Annotated in this window: 17 protein-coding genes; 1 reads left to right on the top strand and 16 read right to left on the bottom strand. The window is 65.3% G+C overall.

Features of this window, described 5'->3' with window-relative positions; genetic code table 11:
• Window positions 1–77: 77 nt before the first annotated feature.
• The 15 genes from pgsA to JS533_RS04300 all read right to left on the bottom strand — a co-directional run bounded on the left by pgsA (window position 78) and on the right by JS533_RS04300 (window position 17,115).
• Window positions 78–752 (bottom strand): CDP-diacylglycerol--glycerol-3-phosphate 3-phosphatidyltransferase, encoded by a 675-nt coding sequence (gene pgsA, locus JS533_RS04230; RefSeq protein WP_241513269.1) that lies wholly within the window; start codon window positions 750–752, stop codon window positions 78–80.
• A gap of 111 nt (window positions 753–863) precedes the next feature.
• A complete protein-coding gene (locus tag JS533_RS04235) occupies window positions 864–1,871 on the bottom strand; it encodes a Ppx/GppA phosphatase family protein (protein WP_241513270.1) in 1,008 nt (335 codons plus the stop codon).
• Between the two features lie 75 nt (window positions 1,872–1,946).
• Window positions 1,947–2,552, bottom strand: coding sequence for a DUF501 domain-containing protein (locus JS533_RS04240; RefSeq protein ID WP_420838621.1), 606 nt, complete (start codon window positions 2,550–2,552; stop codon window positions 1,947–1,949).
• Window positions 2,549–3,199, bottom strand: coding sequence for an FtsB family cell division protein (locus JS533_RS04245; protein ID WP_241513271.1), 651 nt, complete (start codon window positions 3,197–3,199; stop codon window positions 2,549–2,551). Before JS533_RS04245 ends, JS533_RS04240 begins: the two co-directional genes overlap by 4 nt.
• Window positions 3,200–3,299: 100 nt before the next feature.
• Window positions 3,300–4,598, bottom strand: coding sequence for a phosphopyruvate hydratase (eno, locus tag JS533_RS04250; protein WP_219058321.1), 1,299 nt, complete (start codon window positions 4,596–4,598; stop codon window positions 3,300–3,302).
• A 212-nt stretch (window positions 4,599–4,810) separates the two neighbouring features.
• The gene (locus tag JS533_RS04255) at window positions 4,811–5,338 is read right to left on the bottom strand and encodes a GNAT family N-acetyltransferase (RefSeq protein ID WP_241513272.1); all 528 of its coding nucleotides are present in this window, start codon (window positions 5,336–5,338) and stop codon (window positions 4,811–4,813) included.
• 57 nt (window positions 5,339–5,395) lie between these two features.
• Entirely contained in the window at window positions 5,396–8,983 is a 3,588-nt protein-coding gene (gene mfd, locus JS533_RS04260) for a transcription-repair coupling factor (RefSeq protein WP_241513273.1), read from the bottom strand.
• Window positions 8,973–9,572 (bottom strand): aminoacyl-tRNA hydrolase, encoded by a 600-nt coding sequence (pth, locus tag JS533_RS04265; protein WP_241513274.1) that lies wholly within the window; start codon window positions 9,570–9,572, stop codon window positions 8,973–8,975. Before pth ends, mfd begins: the two co-directional genes overlap by 11 nt.
• Window positions 9,573–9,693: 121 nt before the next feature.
• The gene (locus JS533_RS04270) at window positions 9,694–10,218 is read right to left on the bottom strand and encodes a GNAT family N-acetyltransferase (protein WP_241513275.1); all 525 of its coding nucleotides are present in this window, start codon (window positions 10,216–10,218) and stop codon (window positions 9,694–9,696) included.
• 47 nt (window positions 10,219–10,265) lie between these two features.
• Window positions 10,266–11,057: an ABC transporter ATP-binding protein gene (locus JS533_RS04275; RefSeq protein ID WP_241513276.1), complete on the bottom strand. Its 792-nt coding sequence runs from the start codon at window positions 11,055–11,057 to the stop codon at window positions 10,266–10,268.
• Entirely contained in the window at window positions 11,047–11,853 is an 807-nt protein-coding gene (locus tag JS533_RS04280; protein ID WP_241513277.1) for an ABC transporter permease, read from the bottom strand. Before JS533_RS04280 ends, JS533_RS04275 begins: the two co-directional genes overlap by 11 nt.
• Before the next feature lie 21 nt (window positions 11,854–11,874).
• Entirely contained in the window at window positions 11,875–12,918 is a 1,044-nt protein-coding gene (locus JS533_RS04285) for an NAD-dependent epimerase/dehydratase family protein (RefSeq protein ID WP_241513278.1), read from the bottom strand.
• Window positions 12,919–12,932: 14 nt separating this feature from the next.
• The gene (ispD, locus tag JS533_RS04290) at window positions 12,933–13,646 is read right to left on the bottom strand and encodes a 2-C-methyl-D-erythritol 4-phosphate cytidylyltransferase (RefSeq protein ID WP_241513279.1); all 714 of its coding nucleotides are present in this window, start codon (window positions 13,644–13,646) and stop codon (window positions 12,933–12,935) included.
• A gap of 184 nt (window positions 13,647–13,830) precedes the next feature.
• Window positions 13,831–15,303: a glycosyltransferase family 61 protein gene (locus JS533_RS04295; RefSeq protein WP_241513280.1), complete on the bottom strand. Its 1,473-nt coding sequence runs from the start codon at window positions 15,301–15,303 to the stop codon at window positions 13,831–13,833.
• 18 nt (window positions 15,304–15,321) lie between these two features.
• Entirely contained in the window at window positions 15,322–17,115 is a 1,794-nt protein-coding gene (locus JS533_RS04300) for a CDP-glycerol glycerophosphotransferase family protein (RefSeq protein ID WP_241513281.1), read from the bottom strand.
• 110 nt (window positions 17,116–17,225) lie between these two features.
• Here JS533_RS04300 and JS533_RS04305 point away from each other — a divergent pair, with 110 nt between their 5' ends.
• On the top strand, window positions 17,226–18,377 hold the full coding sequence (locus JS533_RS04305; RefSeq protein WP_241513282.1) for a CDP-glycerol glycerophosphotransferase family protein: 1,152 nt from the start codon (window positions 17,226–17,228) through the stop codon (window positions 18,375–18,377).
• Between the two features lie 105 nt (window positions 18,378–18,482).
• Here JS533_RS04305 and JS533_RS04310 read toward each other — a convergent pair whose 3' ends face one another.
• A complete protein-coding gene (locus JS533_RS04310; protein ID WP_241513283.1) occupies window positions 18,483–19,616 on the bottom strand; it encodes a nucleoside hydrolase in 1,134 nt (377 codons plus the stop codon).

The following is a 19,616-nucleotide window of genomic DNA, read 5'->3' on the forward strand; positions in this document are numbered from 1 at the left end:
GGAGGGAGGGTCGATCGGATGCCGCGGATGCGCCGCGTCATCGTGTGCGTCTCATGCGCGTCCCGCGGGACGGGACGTCACTTGCGCGGCGTCGTCGCCTTGCCGTCCTTGCCCCGGCCGCCGAACGTGTTGATCAGATACACGCCGCCCGAGTACAGGCACAGCACGAGCGCCACGTAGATCATCAGGTAGGTGAGGAACAGGTAGACGGTCAGCCACATCGGGTTGTCGCCCGAGCCGCCGGCGAACTGCCAGACCGGCAGGAGCAGCATGGCCAGTCCGATGCACTGGAAGAGCGTCTTGAGCTTGCCGGGCCATGCGGCGGCGATGACCTTGCCGCCCGTGTCGATCACGAAGAAGCGCATGACGGTGATGCCGATCTCGCGCAGCAGGAACAGCGCGACGACGATCCAGCCGAGCACGGTCTGGCCGAGTTCGCCGAACGCCGCGGCGACCACCAGCGTGGCGCAGGTGAGCAGCTTGTCGGCGATGGGGTCCATGAGCTTGCCGAGTTCGGTGACCTGGTCGAACGTGCGCGCCATCCATCCGTCGAGCTTGTCGGTGGACGCGGCGACGATGAAGATGATCGCCGCGGCCCAGCGCATCGCGTAGTTGTTCGCGCCCCACGGACCGGCCGCGATGTACAGGCCGAGGAAGACCACGACCAGCACGATGCGCGAGTAGGTGACGAGGTTCGGCGGCGCGTTCCAGCCGTCCAGCAGCGACGACTTGCCGGATTCTTTGGTATCCATCTTTTCCATACCCTTCACGTTACCCCCACATTGATACGTTGTGTGACCGTTTGCCGGGAACAGCCGGTGAAAACGGTGGGAACGACGGACTCGACGCCGGATCCCGCGCCATCAGGCCGTAAGCAGCCTGCGTCCGTAGTCGAGCACGATGCCGTCGAGCAGGCCGTGTTCGCTGGCGACGAACGTGTCGATCGCCTCGCCGTGGTCGGCCAGCGCAGCCTCGGACACCTTGGCGAGCACGCGGCTCCAGACGAGCGCGCCGCCGCCGACCACGTCGATGCGTCCGGGATGGATGGTCTTGTATTCGGCGCGTTCGGCGCGCGTCATACGCAGGAACCGGTCGTCGACGGCGTAGGCGTCCTCGTAGCGCACGCGCACGCCGTCGACGGCGCGGTGGTCGTATTCCTTGAGTCCCAGCGTGAGCGCGGTCATGGTGGTGACCGTGCCGGACACGCCGATGATCGTGTGCGTCCGGCCGGCGGGGACCGTGCGGAACGCCTCGTCGATGTGCTCGTCGATGTCGGCGACGGCCTCGTCGATTTCGGCCTGCGTGGGCGGGTCGGTGTGCAGGTGGCGTTCGGTCATGCGCACGGAGCCGATGTTCATCGAGAACGCGGCCTCGGCCTTGGTGTCGGGCGTGCCTACGCCGTCGCCGCCGAGCACGAGCTCGGTGGAGCCGCCGCCGAGATCCACGACGAGGAACGGCGCGGCGAGGTCGCGCGGCACGACGCTGGTCGCGCCGAGGAAGCTCAGGTCGGCCTCTTCGGTGCCGGGGATCACTTCGGGGCGCACGCCGAGGATGCGTTCGATGCCGTCCTCGAACTCCTCGCGGTTTTCGGCGTCGCGCGTGGCCGACGTGGCCACGAAGCGCAGGCCGTCGACCGGATGCTCGTCGAGGATGCCGGCGAATTCGCGTGCGGCGGCGTAGGCGCGTTCGAGCGCCTCGTCGGCGAAGCGGTGCGTCTTGTCGACGTCCTGTCCGAGACGGATGACGCGCAGCGTGCGCGGCACGATGTCGTGCATGCCGTCCGCGTCGACGCGTGCGATCTTCAGACGGATGGAGTTCGTGCCGCAGTCGATGCCGGCCACGGTCACGGAACGTCTGCTGGTTTCGCTCATGGTGTCTCTCCCCTGTCTTGGTCCGTTGGATGGTCGTCCGGATGGCGACGGCCCGACGCCGCCGCCCGATCCCGCTCAGTCCTCGGTCGTGCAGCGGCAGACGGTCGGGCTGAATTCGTCGGCGATGCGTTTCAGCGTCAGGTCGCCGATCGGGTTGGCGCGGGGCCCCATGACGAGTGTCTGGGCGAGCAGCGCGTGCAGGCATTTGACGCGGACCGGCATGCCGCCGGCGCTGGTGTCGGCGATGTGCTCCTCGCTGTCGCCGAGCCGCAGCGCCAGTTCGTGGCGGAACGCGAGGTAGCGCAGATGCGCGTCATGGTAGGCCGCGCGCACGGATTCGTCGGCGGCGAGCAGCTCGTTGTATTCGCGCATGCCGCCGTCGGCCTCGACGTGCGACGCCGCCTTCACGGCCTCCGGACTGGTCAGGTAGCAGGTGGTGGGGAACGGGATGCCGCCCGGCAGCACCGGCCGGGTGATCACGGCCAGCGGCCGGCCGCACACGCAGCGCGCCCCGACGGCGACCATGCCGCGCGGGTAGCGCCCCAGTTGGCGTTCGACGATGGCGATGTCCTTGTCGTTCGCCGGTTCGGCCATGCAGCGGTCCACGAGCGCCTTGGCGGCGTCGGCGAACGGCGTGAGGTCGTCGGTGGTGGTCGTCTGTGCGGTGTTCGTTTCGCTCATTGGTCCTTCTTGCTGTCGTCGGTCGTGCCGTCCGTCGTCTTCCGGTCGGTCTGGTTCGACTGGTCCGTGGAGGAGTTCCCTGAATCCTTGCCGTCGGTCTGCCCGGCGGTGTCGGAGGAGGATGTTTCCGTCGAGGTGTCGGCGGCGTCCGCCTGTTCGATCGAATAGGCCAGTTCACTATACCAAGGCAGGGTCTTCTTGTCCGATTCGGTCTGGGAGGAGCTCGAATCCTCGCTTTGCGGCTTGCCGGTGACCGCCTCGGGATGGAGCACCGTGACCGCCTGCTCGCCGGGGAAGACGAAACCGAGCCGTTCGCGCGCCTGGGCGGCGACGTACGCGTCGTCGTTCCATCGGGCGATGCTGTTCTCCAGTTCCTGTTTTTTGGCGATGAGCGCGGCTTCCTGCCGTTTGAGCCCGTTGAGTTCGGACAGGTCGATGGCGTATGTGTACAGCGTGGACAGCAGCTGGATGGAGCCGAGCGCGACGATGAACAGTGCGATGAAGAAGACGATCGGGCCGCTGCTGCGGGTCTTCGCCTTGGGGCCGGACGCGCCTCGCGAGCGACCGGGCGTGCGGGACGTCGATTTCGCTGATTTTGGCGTCTTTCCTGCTTTGCCGGACTGCTCCCGGGCGGATCGTGCACTCATAGGCAATAAAAATACCCGCCGCATTCGACGGGGAATGCGGCGGGCATCCGATGATCACCGGAACGTCACACGGTCATGGACCGCGCTACGCATGCCAGGCTCACTTGGCGAGGTACTTCTTGCAGGCCTTGAACGCGCTGTAGCCGGCGTACTTCGCGGTGGAGCCGAGCTCCTCCTCGATCTCCAGCAGGCGGTTGTACTTGGCAACGCGCTCGCCACGGGCCGGGGCACCGGTCTTGATCTGGCGGGTGTTCTTGGCGACGGCCAGATCGGAGATGGTGGTGTCCGGGGTCTCGCCGGAACGGTGGGAGACCATGGAGGTGTAGCCGTTGGCGGTGGCCAGCTCGATGGCGTCGAGGGTCTCGGTGACGGTGCCGATCTGGTTGAGCTTGACCAGCAGGGAGTTGGCGGCGCCGAGCTCGATGGCCTTGGCCAGGCGAGCCGGGTTGGTCACCAGCAGGTCGTCGCCGACGAACTGCAGACGATCGCCGAGCAGCTTGGTGATGGCGGTCCAGTCTTCCCAGCCCTCTTCCTGGAACGGATCCTCGATGGAGACGATCGGGTACTCCTCGATGAGCTGCTCGTAGAAGTCGAGCATGTACTTGGAGTCGCGGTCGTCGCCCTCGAAGTGGTACTTGCCGGTCTCCTTGTTGTAGAACTCGGAGGAGGCCACATCGAGGGAGATGCCGATCTGCTTGCCCGGCTCGTAGCCGGCGGCGGAGATGGCGTCCATGATGTAGTTCAGGGAGTCCTTGTTGGACTTCATCTTCGGCGCGAAGCCGCCCTCATCGCCGAGGCCGGTGTTCAGGCCTTCCTTCTTCAGGACGTTCTTGAGGGTGTGGTAGACCTCGACGCCGGCCTGCAGGGCCTCGGAGTAGGTGTCGAAGCCGTACGGGGAGATCATGTACTCCTGGATGTCGGTGGCGAAGTCGGCGTGGGCGCCGCCGTTCATGATGTTCATGTTCGGAACCGGCAGGATGTGGCCGTTGGTGCCGCCGATGTAGCGGTACAGCGGCTCTTCGGCGGACTCGGCGGCGGCGTACAGGGCAGCCAGGGAGACACCGAGGATGGCGTTGGCGCCGAGGCGGCCCTTGTTCGGGGTGCCGTCGAGCTCGATCATCAGGTCGTCGAGGGCGCGCTGGTCGGAGGCGTCCATGCCGATGACCTTCGGGGCGATCTCCTCGTTGACGGCCTTGACCGCGTTGAGGACGCCCTTGCCGCCGTAGACGGACTTGTCGCCGTCGCGACGCTCCCAAGCCTCGGCCTCACCGGTGGAGGCGCCGGACGGGACCAGGCCCAGGCCCTGAGCGCCGTCTTCGGTGTCCAGCACGACCTGAACGGTCGGGTTGCCACGGGAATCGAGAATCTGACGCGCGTACACGCTTTCAATTGCTGCCACAACTACTCCTTTAAACGTTAGGTTGTGATGACAGCCTTAAGAATACCGGGGTTGATGGACGAGACGCAAGGTCGGGCGACACGAAAATGTGAACGCTCACATCATTGCGGATCCGCCATACCGCCGGCCACTTGGCATTCATGTCCCGTTCATGTTCGCGCCCCGATCCCGGCGCGCGCCTACGTGTCACAACGGCCGGACTACATCGGCGGCTACAGGATCTGCTCCATGCCCACCTTGTACGGCTTGAGACCCATGCGCTCGTAGAACGCCTGCGCTCCCGGATTGCACGACCACACGTTGAGCGTCACGTTGTAGCATCCCGCACCGCGCGCGAAATCGAGCACATGCCGGTACAGCGCGGTGCCGACGTGCCGGCCGCGAGCCGCCTCGTCCACGCAGATGTCGTCGATGTACAGCGTCGTGACGTCGGTGAGGATATGGCTGTCCGCATGCCGTTCGAACACGCAGAACGCATAGCCGTACAGCGTCGCGTCGTCCGCCGCGAACGCGCCGAACACCGGCGTCTCGTCATTCGAGACGATCGACGCCAGCTCATCGTCCGTGTACTTCGTCACGCCGGTGTTGAACAGGTCCGGACGGCCCCGGTGGTGCACCTCCAGCACCTCACGCAGCAGCTTGTGCAGCTGCGGGATGTCGCGCGCCTCGGCGCGTCGGATGTGCGCATCCGGCGCCGCCCCGGCGGCCGTCGTCTCGTCGCGGTTCGTATCGTTGGTCATAGGCGAACAGTGTAGTGCGACGCATGACGCGGATGCTGGGCTACGAACGGTGCTCGCCTATCTCCTGCCCTGAGGACTCCATGCGAAGTCATTGAGGAGGTCGGAAGTCCAGTCCATGACCATCTCGCCGCTCATCGGGCCGGAGCCGAGCGAGCCGGCGAACGGCGCGGGGATCAGGTACGTGTGCGTGAGCGCACGGTACTGGGCCCCCTTGTAGATGCGGTTGATGCGCATCTGGATGGACTCGGGCGGGTCGATCCTGCCGACGCGCACGTTGCGCCCCTGCGCGATGATCTCCGAGATGCCGAGCTTGCGGGCCTTCATGCGCAGGCGCGCCACGCCGAACAGCGTCTCGAACTCTTCCGGCAGCTTGCCGTAGCGGTCCGTGAGTTCTTCGGCCAGCTCCTTGAGATCGTCCTCGTTGCGCGCGGCGGCGAGCTTGCGGTACGCCTCGAGCCGCAGCTTGTCGGAGTCGATGTAGTCGACCGGGATGGACGCTTCGATCGGCAGATCGATGGTCACCGTGAGCGGCTCCACGCTCTGCTCCGGCGCCTTGTACGCCTCGACCGCCTCCGAAACCATGCGGATGTACAGGTCGAAGCCGACGCCTTCGATGTGGCCGGACTGTTCGTCGCCGAGCAGGTTGCCGGTGCCGCGCAGCTCGAGGTCCTTCATCGCCACGTCGAAGCCCGAGCCGAGCGCCGTGTTCTGCGCGATCGTCGCAAGACGGTCGTGCGACTGCTGGGTCATCGGCTTGGTCGGATCGTACAGGAAGTACGCGTACGCGCGTTCCCGGCCGCGGCCGACGCGTCCGCGCAGCTGGTGCAGCTGCGACAGGCCGAACTTGTCGGCGTGGTCGACGATCAGCGTGTTCGCGTTCGAGATATCCAGACCGGTTTCGATGATCGTCGTGCACACGAGCACGTCGATGTCGCGATGCCAGAAGTCGCGGATGATCTGGTCGAGCTGCTTCTCGCCCATCTTGCCGTGCGCGATGCCGACGCGCGCCTCGGGCACGAGCTCGTGGATCTTCGCCGCGATCTTCGAGATGTCCTGCACCCGGTTGTGCACGTAGAACACCTGGCCGCCGCGCAACAGCTCGCGACGCACGGCCGCGGTGACCTGCGCGTCCTCGTACGCGCCGACGTACGTGAGCACCGGCAGACGGTCCTCGGGCGGGGTGGCGAGCGTCGACATCTCGCGGATGCCGGTCACGGCCATCTCGAGCGTGCGCGGGATAGGCGTCGCGGACAGCGAGAGCACGTCCACGTTCGTGCGCAGGGCCTTGAGCGTCTCCTTGTGCTCGACGCCGAAGCGCTGCTCCTCGTCGATGATGACCAGGCCGAGATCCTTGAACTTGATCTTCGGGTTCAACAGCTTGTGCGTGCCGATCACCACGTCGACCGCACCGGATTCGAGCCCCTCGATCGTCTCGCTGATCTCCTTGGTCGTCTGGAAGCGGCTCATCGCCGCGACCGTGACCGGGAAGCCCTCGTAGCGTTCGGTGAACGTCTCGTAATGCTGCTGGACGAGCAGCGTGGTGGGCACGAGCACGGCCACCTGCTTGCCGTCCTGAATCGCCTTGAACGCGGCGCGCACGGCGATCTCGGTCTTGCCGAAGCCGACGTCGCCGCAGATCAGGCGGTCCATCGGCACGGGCTTCTCCATGTCGGCCTTGACCTCGTCGATCGTGGTGAGCTGGTCGGCGGTCTCCTGGTACGGGAACGCGTCCTCCAGCTCCTTCTGCCACGGCGTGTCCGGGCTGAACGCGAAGCCGGGCGTGCGCTGTCGTGCCGAATACAGCTTGACCAGGTCCTCGGCGATCTCGTGCACGTGCTTGCGTGCCTTCGCCTTGGTCTCGGCCCAGTCGGAGCCGCCGAGCTTGTTGAGCTTGGGGACCTCCGCGCCGATGTACTTGCTGATCTGGTCGAGCTGGTCGGTGGGGATGAACAGCTTGTCGGCCGGGGCGCCGCGTTTGCTCGGCGCGTATTCGAGCACGAGGTATTCGCGGGTGCTTTTGTTCCTGCCGGCGCCGATCTCGCGCTGCTTCATGCCGATGAACCGGCCGATGCCGTGCTGTTCGTGCACGACGAAGTCGCCGGGCTTGAGCTCCATCAGGTCGATGGCCTTGCGGCGGCGTTTCGGCGTCTTCGCCTGCCCCGCGGCGGACGAGCGGCCGGTCAGGTCGCGCTCGGTGAGCAGCGCGGTTTTCGCCGGTTCGTCGACGAAGCCGTCGACGGCCTGCGAGCGGATCACGTCGAACGTGGCGATGCCGGTCTCATTGATCGCGCGTTTCAATCGCGCGAGCGTGCCCTGCGCGGCGGCGGTGACGGTGACGTGGTAACCGGCGTCGATGAGTCCTTCGATGCCGGCCGCGGCCTTCTCCTCGTCGCCGCGGTATTCGCCGGGCGTGCGCGCGGACAGCTGCACGTGATTCGGCATCGTCGCGTCCACGCCGAAGCTGGACAGTTTCCACACGTCGTGGCTGGAGTACGCGAGTGCGCTGACCGTCTCCTCGAAGTCGAGGAAGCTGGCCTGGTCGAACGTGATCGGGGCGCCCGCACCGTGGCCGGACGCGGCGACGTGCCAGCTGGCGGCGAGGAACTCGTTCGCGGTCTTCGCGAGGTCCTCGGCGGCGCGGCGCAGTTTTTCCGGGTCGGACAGCATGATGAGTGCATGCGGGTCGAACATGCCGGCGACCGGCTCCATGTCGTCGATGAGCGCGGGCATGAGCGATTCCATGCCTTCGACGGGGATCGCGTTGGCGATGGATTCGAGCATGTCGTCGGCGTTGGGGATGCGGCCGATCAGGCTATTCGCCCTGTCGCGCACGGCCTGCGTCAGCTGCAGTTCGCGGCAGGGCGTCGCCCAGATCGTGCGCATGCCGTCGCCGTACGTGCGCTGGTCGGATGCGTGGAATTCGCGGATCGTATCGATTTCGTCGCCGAAGAATTCGATGCGCACCGGATGCGGCGCGGTGGGCGGAAAGACGTCGATGATGCCGCCGCGCACGGCGAATTCGCCGCGGTCCATGACCAGATCGACGCGCGTGTACGCGTTTTCGACGAGTCTGGCGGACGCCTCGTCGAGCGGCAGCTCCTCGCCTTGCGTGAAGACGAGCGGCTCGACGTCGCCGAGTCCCTTGACGACCGGTTGGATGAGCGAGCGCACCGGCATGACGAGGATGCGGATGGGCCCGAACATGGGGTTCGTCTTGTCCGGGTGCGTGAGCCGGCGGAAGACGGCCATGCGGCTGGCGACCGTGTCGGCGCGGGGGCTCAGCCGCTCGTGCGGCAGCGTCTCCCACGCTTCGAGCTGGGTGATGTCGTTCGGATCGCCGTCGTACCATGAGCGCAGCGAGGCGACGGTCTCCTCGGCCTCGCGGCCGGAGGCGACGACGAGCACGACCGGCTTGCGATGAGCGACGGCCGCGGCGAGCGCCGGGCGAATGCCGTCGGGGGCGCCGACGGTGATGGTCGGGTCGGTGTCCTTGTCGACGTACGGTTCGATCTCGCCGGCGGCGAGCGCGTGGAAGCGCGGATCCTTGTCGAGTGCGGCGAGCACGCCGGCGAGGGAGCCGTCGGACAGGCGCGCGATATGCTCGTCGGCGCTCGTGGCCCGTGTCGCGTTCGCCTTAGCGGCCATTGAATTTCTCCTGCGTCTTCGCCAGTCCGTTGAAGATGATCTCCTCGGCGGCGTCGGCGCCGTCCATGAGGAATTCGGGCAGCTGCTTGCGCTGGTCGGGGCCGAAACCGCCGAGCACCCAGTTGACGGTGTTGTCGTGCGCGTTGGCGCCGCGCTTGGCGTGGCCGACGCCCATGCGCACGCGCGCATACTGCGGCGTGCCGAGCGAACGGTCGATGGATTTGATGCCGTTGTGGCCGCCGGCCGAGCCGCCGGCCTTGACCTTGATGCGGCCGAATTCGAGGTCCATGTCGTCGTGGATGACGACGATGTGGTCGGGCTTGATCTGGTAGTAGGCGCTGATCGATGCGACCGCGTTGCCCGAGTCGTTCATGTAGGTGAGCGGCTTGGCGAGGAAGAACTTGACGGTGCTCCCGTTCAGGCTCATCGCACCCTTGCCGAGCATCGCAAGTCCCTTATGGTCGGAGAACGCGACCGACCAGCGTTCGGCGAGCACGTCGGCGGTCATGAAGCCCATGTTGTGCCGCGTGTCCTCGTACTTCTTGCCCGGGTTGCCCAGTCCTACGATCAGCCAGAAATCGGATGCCATGTCACTCCCCTGTTCGTCCGTGCGCCGTGCCGTCACGGCGTCCCGTATCGTGCGCAAACACAGGAATCATACCCGTTCCCGGCGTCATCGCAACCCGGTCGTCGGTCGTGCGGCGGTCCGCCTAAAGCTTTTTGCACCAGTAGCTCATGTCGTGCGGCTCGTCGCTGCCGGCGGTGGTGACGGCCGCGGGCAGCAGGCCGAATCGCGTGAAGCCGAACTTGCGCATGAGCGCCACGGAACCGGCGTTGTCGGCGTAGATGATGGCGGCGGCGTGTCTGAAGCCGCGTTCGACGGCGGCGTCGAGCAGCCAGCGCACCATCGCCGTGCCGAGTCCCCGGCCGTGGTATCGGCCGGCGATGTAGTAGCTCAGCTCGGTCACGCCGTCGTAGCCGGCGCGCGTATGGAATTTCGACAGCGAGCCGAATCCGGCCGTCGTGCGTTCGCCGGTCGTCTCGTCGATCACGTCGATGACGACGACCGGATACTTCGCACGCGGCTCGTGCGAGTCGACCCACGCGCGACGCGCGTCAAGCGATACGGGTTCGAGATCGGCGGACGCTCCCCCGCGGATCACGGCCTCGTTGTAGATGTCGGTGATGGCCGTCAGATCCCGGTCCTCGGCCGGGCGGATGACATGGTGCAGCATGGTTACCGACGATAGCACCCGGAGGGACGGCCGGCCCATCCCGCACGTCACGACGCGGTGTAGTACGCGATCGCGTCCTCGATGCCTCCGGAGAACATGGCACGGCCCTTCTGGATGACGATGCCCTGCTCGCAGAACTCCTTGGCCATGGCCGTCGAATGCGTGACGAACAGCACGGTGACGTTTTCCTTGGCGATGATGGAACGCACCCGGCTCTTGCATTTGGCGGCGAACTTGCGGTCGCCGACGGACAGCGCCTCATCGACGACGAGGATGTCGGGACGGATGGACGAGGCGAACGCGAAGCCGAGGCGTGCGCGCATGCCGCTGGAATAGGTGCGCATCGGCTGGTCGATGTATTTGCCGAGCTCGGAGAACTCCACGATCTCGGGGATCAGCTTCTCCGACTCCCCCTTGGACAGGCCCCACAGCTGGCAGCGCATGTCGATGTTCTCCATGCCGGACAGCTTCATGTCAAAGCCGGCCGACAGCTCCAGCAGGGCGGATACGCGGCCGTGCACCTCCACCGTGCCGGAAGTGGGGAAGCACACGCCGGTGATCATCTTCAACGCGGTGGACTTGCCGGCCCCGTTGTCGCCGAGCAGGGCGAGGGACGAGCCGCGGGGGACCTCGAAGCTCAGATCGTTGCTGGCGTTGACCGTGTCGTAGGGCACGCTCCTGATGAACGTGCCCAGCAGCCGCTGCTTGTCGTTCCTGAACAGCTTGTACCGTTTGGTGACATGGTCGAAGCTTACGGCGACGGGCGTGGACGCGTCCTCGTCCCGGATGACGGTCGCCTCGCCCATGCGGGTGACGTTCGCGGGCAGGTCAGAGGACATCCGGCACCTCCGTGTACAAACGGCCGTAGTTATGCAGCGCAAGCAGCACGAACACCAGCAGCATGGCAAGGAACGGCAGGAACGATTCGGGATCCGCCCAGAACCACCTGTCGTAGACGAAGCAGTCCCGAACCGACTGCACGACCCAGGTGACCGGGTTGAACGACGCGACCAGACGCGCGGCGCGGGGCCAGTGGCCGATGTCGAACAGAATGCCCGACAGCCAGAAGAACGGCGTGCCCAGCGTCTTGAGCAGGTTCGAGAAGTCGCGGGAGATCGCGCTCAACGGGGACAGCGCCATCGACCACGACACCCAGAACACGAACATGAACGCCATGACCAACGGCAGCTGCAGCAGATACACGCTCGGCATGATGCCGCATATCGCGCAGACGACGATGGTGAATCCCATCATGCACGAGAAGATGATGAGCAGGGACAGCGTATAGAACGTGGAGATCAGCGACAGCGGGAATTTGATGCGGTTGACCAGATAGGGGTATCGGCGGTACACGTCGCTGCCCGTGGAGATCATGTCGGACATGAAGAACCACGGGAACACGCCGGCAGACAGCCATAGCAGGTACGGCTTGCCGTTGACGTCGGACGAGCTGCGCAGGCCGAACTCCAGCGCCACCCAGAAGACGAGGATGTAGACCGCCGGTTTGACGAACAGCCAGATCTTGCCGAGCGCCGCACCGCGATACGTCTTCACCAGATCGATCTTCGCGAGGTTCCATACCTGACGCCGCCACTGCCAGTTCTCGGCGCAGAGTTGCCGCAAGGTCCTGAACATAGTCGAGCCCATCCTCCCGGACTAGCGCAAATAGCCGATCAGACGCCGGTACATCTCCTCCAGCCCGACCCGCGGCCTCCAGCCGAGGGCTTCGAGACGCGAGACGTCCAACGGCAGGTGATGCTGGGGCGGGTAGGGGGCGTCCGGATCGACGTCCACGACCACACGGGCGTCGCCCGTGCCGAACCGCTCGTAGACCATGTCGGCCATGTCCCTGATCGACGAATACGTGGACGGGTTCGCCACGTTGTAGGAGACGCCGTCCTCGCCGCCGAGCAGCACCGTGAGGATGGCGGAGACCGCGTCCGCGGTGTAGGCGTACATGCGGGTGCTCTCCCCCGTGGTCTTCATGACGAAATCCTGCCCGGCGACCGCGTTGCGGGCGAGCGCGGCGAACAGGCGCACGTCGTCTCGGGGGATTCCCGGGCCGAACGTCTGGGCCAGTCGCACGGTCTTCACCGGCACCCCGTATTCCGACGCGTAGGAGACGCACAGGTTTTCGGCGGCACGCTTGCCTTCGGAATAGCAGCTGCGCACCTGGCACGGGTCGATATAGCCGACGTTCTCCTCGCGGAGCGGATGGTCGACGCCCGGCTCGGCGTTGCCCATGCCGTACACCTCCATGCTCGACACGTAGACGAACGACCGGCTGCGCGACCGCCGGGCGAGCTCGAGCATCGACCGTGTGCCGTCGACGATCGCGGCGAACGTTTCGACCGGATGGGACATGAAGAACCTGGATGCGGTCGGGCAGGCCGCGTGGATGATGTAGTCGGCGGGCACGTCCATGCCGTCCACGTCGTCGAGGGAACCCTGCACCAGCCTCAGGCCGTCACGTTCGCCGTATCCGTCGAACACGGCCCGGGCCTTGTCCGTGTCGCGTACCAGCGCCTCGACGATGATGCCGGCATCATGCGATCGGTTGCGTTCGAGCAGCGTGCGCGCACACAGCGAGCCGATCAGGCCGGTGGCTCCGGTGACGAGCACATGCGCTCCCCGCAGGCAGGCCCAATCGATATCCGTCTCGTTCGCGAGCGCGGCGTATTCGGCGTTCAGGTCGGTCATCGCGTTCTCTCCTCTCACAACCCGAAAATCTGGGAGCTTTCCTGCACATCCATGATGGCCCGCATGATGTAGAAATCCGACGGGGTGGTGATCTTGATGTTGGACTGCGTGCCCTCCACCTCGTACAGCTTGTGCCCGTAGTGCGCCATGAGCGAGGCCGAGTCGATGAACTGCCTGTCGTCCGCGGCCGCCCGCTCGTGCGCCGCGACCATGTCGCCGAGACGGAAGCATTGGGGCGCCCGCGCGAGTTGGCAGTGCTTGCGGTCGATGATGTTGCTGATCACGCCGTCGTCGCTTTGCACGATCGTTTCCGTGGCCGGCACGACGGTGACGGCGCTGCCGCGTTCCTTGGTGCTGCGGATGCAATCGGTGATGGTCTGCTCGTCGATCAGGGGACGCACGCCGTCGTGGACGATCACCACGGAGTCGTCCGGGTAGCGACGATGGGCCTCCATGATGCCGTTGCGGATGGATTCCTGTCCCGATTCGCCTCCCGGCACGACGGAACGGACCTTGCCGATGCCGAACTTGTCGATGCACTGGTAGAGGATGTCGATCCACTCCTTGAGGCATACCACGATGATGGCGTCGACGTCGGGATGCTGGTCGAACGCCTCCAGCGTGTAGATGATGATCGGCTTGCCGTGCAGCAGCAGGAACTGCTTGGGTTTGGTCCTTGAATTCATCCTCTGGCCGGTGCCGCCGGCAAAGATCACGGCAATGTTCATCGCGCCTCCATAGCCATCGAGTCGTCGCAGTCAGTCATCGCGGTCGCGGGAGGCTCCACGCCTCCCGACGACATAATGCAGCGAGTTTACCGACATGACATGACCGATTCACCGTGGATTCATCTTATGGTGTACGTTCATGCCCCCCGTGGGAATGCCGTGCGGGGAATGGAGCGTCGCGGGGTCACTTCCCGGCCAGCCGTTCGGTGACCGCACGGAGCGGGGCCGTGATCTTCCACGATTTCGAGTTGCGCAGCCGGCGGACTTCGGCCTTCGCCTTCGCCGCCTCGCTCCGGGCCTTCTTCAGGTCCGCGCTCAGCCTGGCCTTCTCCTTGCGGGACCGGTCCAGATCACCCGTCAGCTTCTTGATGGTCTGTCCCTGTTTCCTGCCCCGCTGCGCGTCGGCCCAAAGCACTTCCAGAAAGCCGAGCAGCGCGTCGGCGTCCACCGGAAACATCGGTTCGTCGTCGTAATAGGCGAAGGATTCCAACGTATTGGAACGGTACGCGGCCCGATTGAACCCGTCCAGAGGACCTCGTTTCCTCCTGTTCACGTATTCCTTGGTCCATGACTCCATGAATCGGCGGAACAGCGCGTTCCGGGCCTCGTCTTCCAGGACGAGCTCCTCATCGCGATACGGAATGCCGCGCTCGTCAAGATACGCCTTGAAGTACCGGTTCGGGCCGAACAGGAACGGGCCGCTGACGTGCGGCGACGGTACCGGGTTCAGGAAGGCGTCCACGTAGAACGGGCCGATGCCGCGCACCTGATCGACGATGATCTGTCCGGGCAGGCATTGCGTGGAACGGTTCAGCACCGTGGCCGTGACCGTATCCTTGGCGAACAGGAACAGATGGGACATCGATCCTATGGACGTCACGATCTCATCGGCGCCGGCGACGTACGCGATCTGCTCTTCGATCGGCAGGGTTTCGGGATGGATGACGACGAAGCCCCGCCGCGCGAAGAACTCCTCATAGTACGTTTCGTTGTATACCGGCCGCAGTCCGAACTGGCTCCTGGACAGGTATACCTTCCTGGCGTCCATGGGCCGTATCCTGGCGCGGATGGCGTCGAAGGTCCGCACATACTCCGGCCTGTACGCGTTTGCGGGATAGATGGCCTCATCGGGAACGATGACCCGGCGGAACTGCGTGGGGCGATCGATGACCTCGACGCGGTCCATATCGATGCCCATGAGTTCGACGAACTTCAATGCGTCGAACGGAACGTCGCTCTTATGCGGATAGTGCAGGAACACGATCCTGAGATCCTCCGCCGCTTCGGCGAGATACCACGTCCGTGCCGTGCCGTCCAGAAGGGCATGGCCGAAATGGTTGATGAGGCAGCCGCCGAAGATCACCGTCTCATCGCGATGGACCAGATCCTCCGCCGGCACCTCATAGGAGCTGTCGCAATCGAAGTTGGCATGCTCGACGTTCAGGTTCCTTCTTCGTCCGGCGATGAATTCGAACGTATCGGAACAGACGCCTCCCTCGTACACGCCGTCTCGGGTGGCCGCATCGAACTCGTGCTTCTTGCGCATCGGCAGCACGATGGCGTCATCGTATGCATGGACCTCGGCATGTTCGATCTCATGGGACCGGCAGTTGGCCTGCCACTTCTTCGTATCGTGCACGAACAATCGCTGCGACATCGTATGCTCCTTGGCTCCTTATCGTTCGGGATCCGTGACGGCCGGGGCGTCGGCCGGCCTGAGCCGTACGCCGGGCACGTCGCGGCGGTAGATGATGGCGTCGATGGCGCGGTCGCTGGCGAGCATGCCGCGTTCGGCCGCGCGGTCGATGGAGGACGGGTGCGGCTTGACCGTCTCGTAGCGGCGATGCTCGAGCACGTCCATGAAATCGTCGAACGTGTCGCAGATGGTGCCGGGGGCCATCTCGTCGATGGAGCGCTGCACGCCGCGGATCAGCGAGTACGCCGTCTTGTCCGGCACGAAGAACACCACCGGCTTGCCGAGCAGCAGGTAGTCGTAGAAGCAGGACGAGTAGTCGGTGACCAGCACGTCGGCGATGAAGAACAGCTTGGTCAGGCTCTCGTCCGACAGGTCGAGGATGCGGTCGGCGTATTCCTCGGGGATCTGCGGGCGGCGTTTGATGAAATGGTGCATTTCGAACACGAAATACGAGTCCGTCTCGACGCACATGAGGTACAGCCGGTCCATGTCGATCGCATCGTAGGGATAGTATGCCGTGCGCTGTCCGGTGCCTCGGAACGTCGGCGCGAACACGATGACCCTCTTGCCCTTGCCGGCCCACGGATATTTGTCGAGCATCTCCTGACGGTATCCGCGTTCGACCGTGGGGTCGAGGAAATGGTCGAGGCGAGGCATGCCGGTGGCCAGCAGCGCCTCCTCCTCGATGCCGAACACCTCGGAGTAGATGGTGCGCAGGTGTTCGTTGCCCACCAGCGCGTACGTGTACCGGCGGTGCGCGGAATTGTACGGGTCCGGCGAGCCCTTCAATCCGAAGCGCGCGTAGCCGACCGACTTGAATCCGACGCCGGCGTGCCAGATCTGCGTGAGCGTGACGTCGTCGCCGGGATCGATGAAGTTGAACACCGGCGTGTAGTCGTCGACGAAGATGTACCGGCTGCGCGCGATGGCGAGCAGGTCCCCCAGCCACGGCAGCAGCTTCTGCCTGCCGGAGAAGACGTTGCGGTACCGGCAGCGGATGTCGAACGTGCGGTCCATGCCGCGCTCGTGCATGCGCCGCTGCAGGGCCGCCATGTTCTCCGTGGGCCCGTCGCCGTTCTCCTTGAGGAACAGGATGCGGTTGCGCTTGCGGGGCACGACCCGGGTCATCATCGAATAGACGAACGCGAAGATGTCCTTCTGCCGCTGCCGCTTGCTGCCGGACCGGCGTCGGGGCGTTTTGTTCCGCTGGTAGAACAGCATGTCCAGGGCGAGGTAGACCTCCCCGTCACGATTGGTCTTGGGCACGAACACCCCCGCGTATGCGTAACGGTTCCTGCCGTAGCGGAACACACGGTCGAGGTTGTCGATCCTCGACAGCAGGTCCGCCGAATAGGTGATGCCGTGCGTGTCGTACGGGTGCTTGACGATCAGGGAGACGCCGAGTTCGCGGATCTTCTCCGCAATGGCCATGTCGTCATTGCGCAGTGCCTTGGGCAGGCGTCGGCGGGCATCGTAACGGATCCGCGTCCACAGATACGGCTTGGCCTTCAGGAGCGTGTCCAGATCGGCGAGCAGATCGTCGTCGATCCTGCGGCAGATGCGCCACTCGCCGGCCGGCAGCACCTCCCTGCCGCCGCCGAGCACCACGTTCAGCTGCGCCCGATACCGGTTCCCGTCGGACCATACGACGTGGAACGGGACGAACCGGCGTGACTTGAGCCGATAGAGCCACAGCGCCTCCGGACCGTCCGACGTGTAGTCCAGCTGCACGTAGCCGGCATGCCAGCTTATGCCATGGATCTCGATCGACATCACGCACCCCCGCGCCCGTTCATCTGTTAACGTAAACTTAACCTCTTGTATATAATAAGGGGCTGATAATCAGGCGGCAGCGTCGGCCCGAGACGCCAGTCAGGAGACCAATGATGATGAGCAAGTCCGCGGCACGTCTGGCCATCGGCGGGTTCCGTCTCACGCTGCTGGCCCTGTATCGCATGTTCCGGCATCTGCCCCGGCATCGCCGCATCGTCTGCCTGAGCAGGGAGAGCGACACGGCCCCCATCGACTTCGAACTGGTGGCCGACTATGTGGTGTCGCACCATCCGGGCTATTCCGTCAGGATCCTCGCCAGGAAGCTCCGCAACCCCGTGACCTATGCGGCGCATATGGTGCGACAGCTCTACTACATCGCCACCAGCGAAGCGGTGCTGCTCGACACGTATGCGATCGCCGTCAGCCTGCTCGCCGGGCATATCGACGTGCCGGTCGTCCAGATGTGGCATGCGCTCGGCAATATGAAGAAGTTCGGGTACACGGCCATCGGCAACGGCGAGGGGCGGGACCGGACGATGGCGTCGCTGATGAACATGCACAAGGGGTATACGTCGCTGCTGATCTCGTCGAAGTCGTTCATCACCGACTATGCCGCCGGATTCGGCGTATCCCCGTCGATCATCCACGAGGCCCCGCTGCCACGGACCGACCTGCTGTTGGACCGCGCATACCGGACGCGGCGCAGGGAGAGCATCATGCGACGCTTCCCCCAGCTGCAAGGCAAGAGGAACATCGTCTACTGCCCCACGTTCCGCAAGCGCACGCCGGTCAATCAAAGCCAAGCGATGCATGCCCTGGTGGACGCCATCGACTTCGGCCGGTACAACCTCATCGTCAAAACCCATCCGCTCGACGACCTGCATTTCGACGACCCGCGCGTGATACAGGACTATCCGGACTCGTACGACATGCTGTTCGCGGCCGACTACGTCATCAGCGACTATTCGACGGTGATCTACGAGGCCGGACTGCTGGATCTGCCCGTGTTCCTCTACGGATACGACTGGAAGGAGTACTCGTCGCGACGGAGCCTGTACATCGACCCACGGCGGGACATCCCCACGCTGTTCACGGCCGACGCCGGCGAGATCATGGATGCGATAGCGCACGACCGGTTCAATCGGGCCGCGTATCGCACGTTCATCCGCCGCAATGTGGCGGTCCCCTCGCATGGATCCTGCACGCAGCGGGTCGTCGAGCATGTGTTCGACCTGATGAATCGGTCGCAACGGTCCGAGTGATTCGCCGTACGTGCCGTCGTGCAGGCCCGATACGGAAATGGCCGGCCCCGTAGATGGGGGCCGGCCATTTCCGTATCGGCATCGGACCGTCGGATCAGGCGACGGTCACGCCGCGCACAGTCCGGCGATGCGATCTCGGAACGTCGCGGTGAAACGCGGCGCGTCGACGGTCAACGCGACGTGCGACGTCTTGCGCGGCTCGCGCAGCCGCGTCGGATCGCCGATCGTGCGTCCGCGGAAGCCGTGTCCGTTGCCGGTGGCCGTTTCGGTCATCATGTTCACGTCGAACAGGCCGACCAGCGTCGGGTCGAGCGCGACGGCCGCGGCGAGCGGGTCGTGCAGCGGACTGCCGGCGAGGAAGATCGGATCGCTGGCCTCGTTCGCGTTGATGTAGAAGCGGACCATGTCGGCGAGAAACGCGCCGCACGGCGTGCCGGTCGCGCGCCACAGGTCGGCGTCGGCGCGCGTCATCAGGCACTGGTGGGTCACGTCGAGGCCGATCATGGTCACGTCGGCGCCGGAGCGGAACACGCGGTTCGCGGCCTCGGGATCCTGGAAGATGTTGGTCTCGCAGATCAGGTCGTAGCAGTTGCCCTCCTGCGTGAGCGAACCGCCCATAATGACGAGTTTGAGGCTCGGCACGATGTCGGGGGCGAGCCGGATGGCCGCGTCCACGTCGGTGAGAGGTCCGGTGGCGACGACCGTTACGTCGCGGCCGTACCGGCGCACCGCGTCGACGATGAACCGCACGCCCTCGCCTTCGCGCGACGCGGCGGCCGCATCGGCGAGCGCGGCGGATTCGGCCGTCGCGTCGATGGCGACGCGTTCGCCGCCGACCGACTTGGTCAGCGTTCCGCGGAACGCGGCGACGGACGTGCGTGCGGACGCGGCCGGATCATCGTCATGTCCGGCCGCGTCGGCACCTATGGCGATGCCGTCCGGCAGGTAGTCGGTCGGATCGACGTTGCCGAGGCCGTTGGAGCCGTGGAAGCGGGCGCATCCTTCATCGACCTCGAACAGGTCGGCCCACGAGGGCGCCTCGCAGCCGAGCATGACCGGAATATGCCCGTGCCCGAACAGTCGCAGTACGGCGCGGTTGTTGCGCACCGAATCGCGCGCGGTCACGTTGCCGTAGGTGCCGACGACGCCCATGAGCTCGGCCTCCGGCGAGGCGAGCAGATAGCACAGGGCGAGGGTGTCGTCGATGCCGGTGTCGACGTCGAGCACGAGGCGGGTCAT

Source organism: Bifidobacterium amazonense, assembly GCF_018555435.2.
Taxonomy (GTDB): Bacteria; Actinomycetota; Actinomycetes; order Actinomycetales; family Bifidobacteriaceae; genus Bifidobacterium; species Bifidobacterium amazonense.

Excerpts from the sequence above, each read along its gene's own strand:
- pgsA (WP_241513269.1), bottom strand. The coding sequence starts at position 752 with ATGGATACCAAAGAATCCGGCAAGTCGTCGCTGCTGGACGGCTGGAAC.
- JS533_RS04235 (WP_241513270.1), bottom strand. The coding sequence starts at position 1,871 with ATGAGCGAAACCAGCAGACGTTCCGTGACCGTGGCCGGCATCGACTGC.
- JS533_RS04240 (WP_420838621.1), bottom strand. The coding sequence starts at position 2,552 with ATGAGCGAAACGAACACCGCACAGACGACCACCACCGACGACCTCACG.
- JS533_RS04245 (WP_241513271.1), bottom strand. The coding sequence starts at position 3,199 with ATGAGTGCACGATCCGCCCGGGAGCAGTCCGGCAAAGCAGGAAAGACG.
- JS533_RS04255 (WP_241513272.1), bottom strand. The coding sequence starts at position 5,338 with ATGACCAACGATACGAACCGCGACGAGACGACGGCCGCCGGGGCGGCG.
- mfd (WP_241513273.1), bottom strand. The coding sequence starts at position 8,983 with ATGGCCGCTAAGGCGAACGCGACACGGGCCACGAGCGCCGACGAGCAT.
- pth (WP_241513274.1), bottom strand. The coding sequence starts at position 9,572 with ATGGCATCCGATTTCTGGCTGATCGTAGGACTGGGCAACCCGGGCAAG.
- JS533_RS04270 (WP_241513275.1), bottom strand. The coding sequence starts at position 10,218 with ATGCTGCACCATGTCATCCGCCCGGCCGAGGACCGGGATCTGACGGCC.
- JS533_RS04275 (WP_241513276.1), bottom strand. The coding sequence starts at position 11,057 with ATGTCCTCTGACCTGCCCGCGAACGTCACCCGCATGGGCGAGGCGACC.
- JS533_RS04280 (WP_241513277.1), bottom strand. The coding sequence starts at position 11,853 with ATGTTCAGGACCTTGCGGCAACTCTGCGCCGAGAACTGGCAGTGGCGG.
- JS533_RS04285 (WP_241513278.1), bottom strand. The coding sequence starts at position 12,918 with ATGACCGACCTGAACGCCGAATACGCCGCGCTCGCGAACGAGACGGAT.
- ispD (WP_241513279.1), bottom strand. The coding sequence starts at position 13,646 with ATGAACATTGCCGTGATCTTTGCCGGCGGCACCGGCCAGAGGATGAAT.
- JS533_RS04295 (WP_241513280.1), bottom strand. The coding sequence starts at position 15,303 with ATGTCGCAGCGATTGTTCGTGCACGATACGAAGAAGTGGCAGGCCAAC.
- JS533_RS04300 (WP_241513281.1), bottom strand. The coding sequence starts at position 17,115 with ATGTCGATCGAGATCCATGGCATAAGCTGGCATGCCGGCTACGTGCAG.
- JS533_RS04305 (WP_241513282.1), top strand. The coding sequence starts at position 17,226 with ATGATGATGAGCAAGTCCGCGGCACGTCTGGCCATCGGCGGGTTCCGT.
- JS533_RS04310 (WP_241513283.1), bottom strand. The coding sequence starts at position 19,616 with ATGACCCGCCTCGTGCTCGACGTCGACACCGGCATCGACGACACCCTC.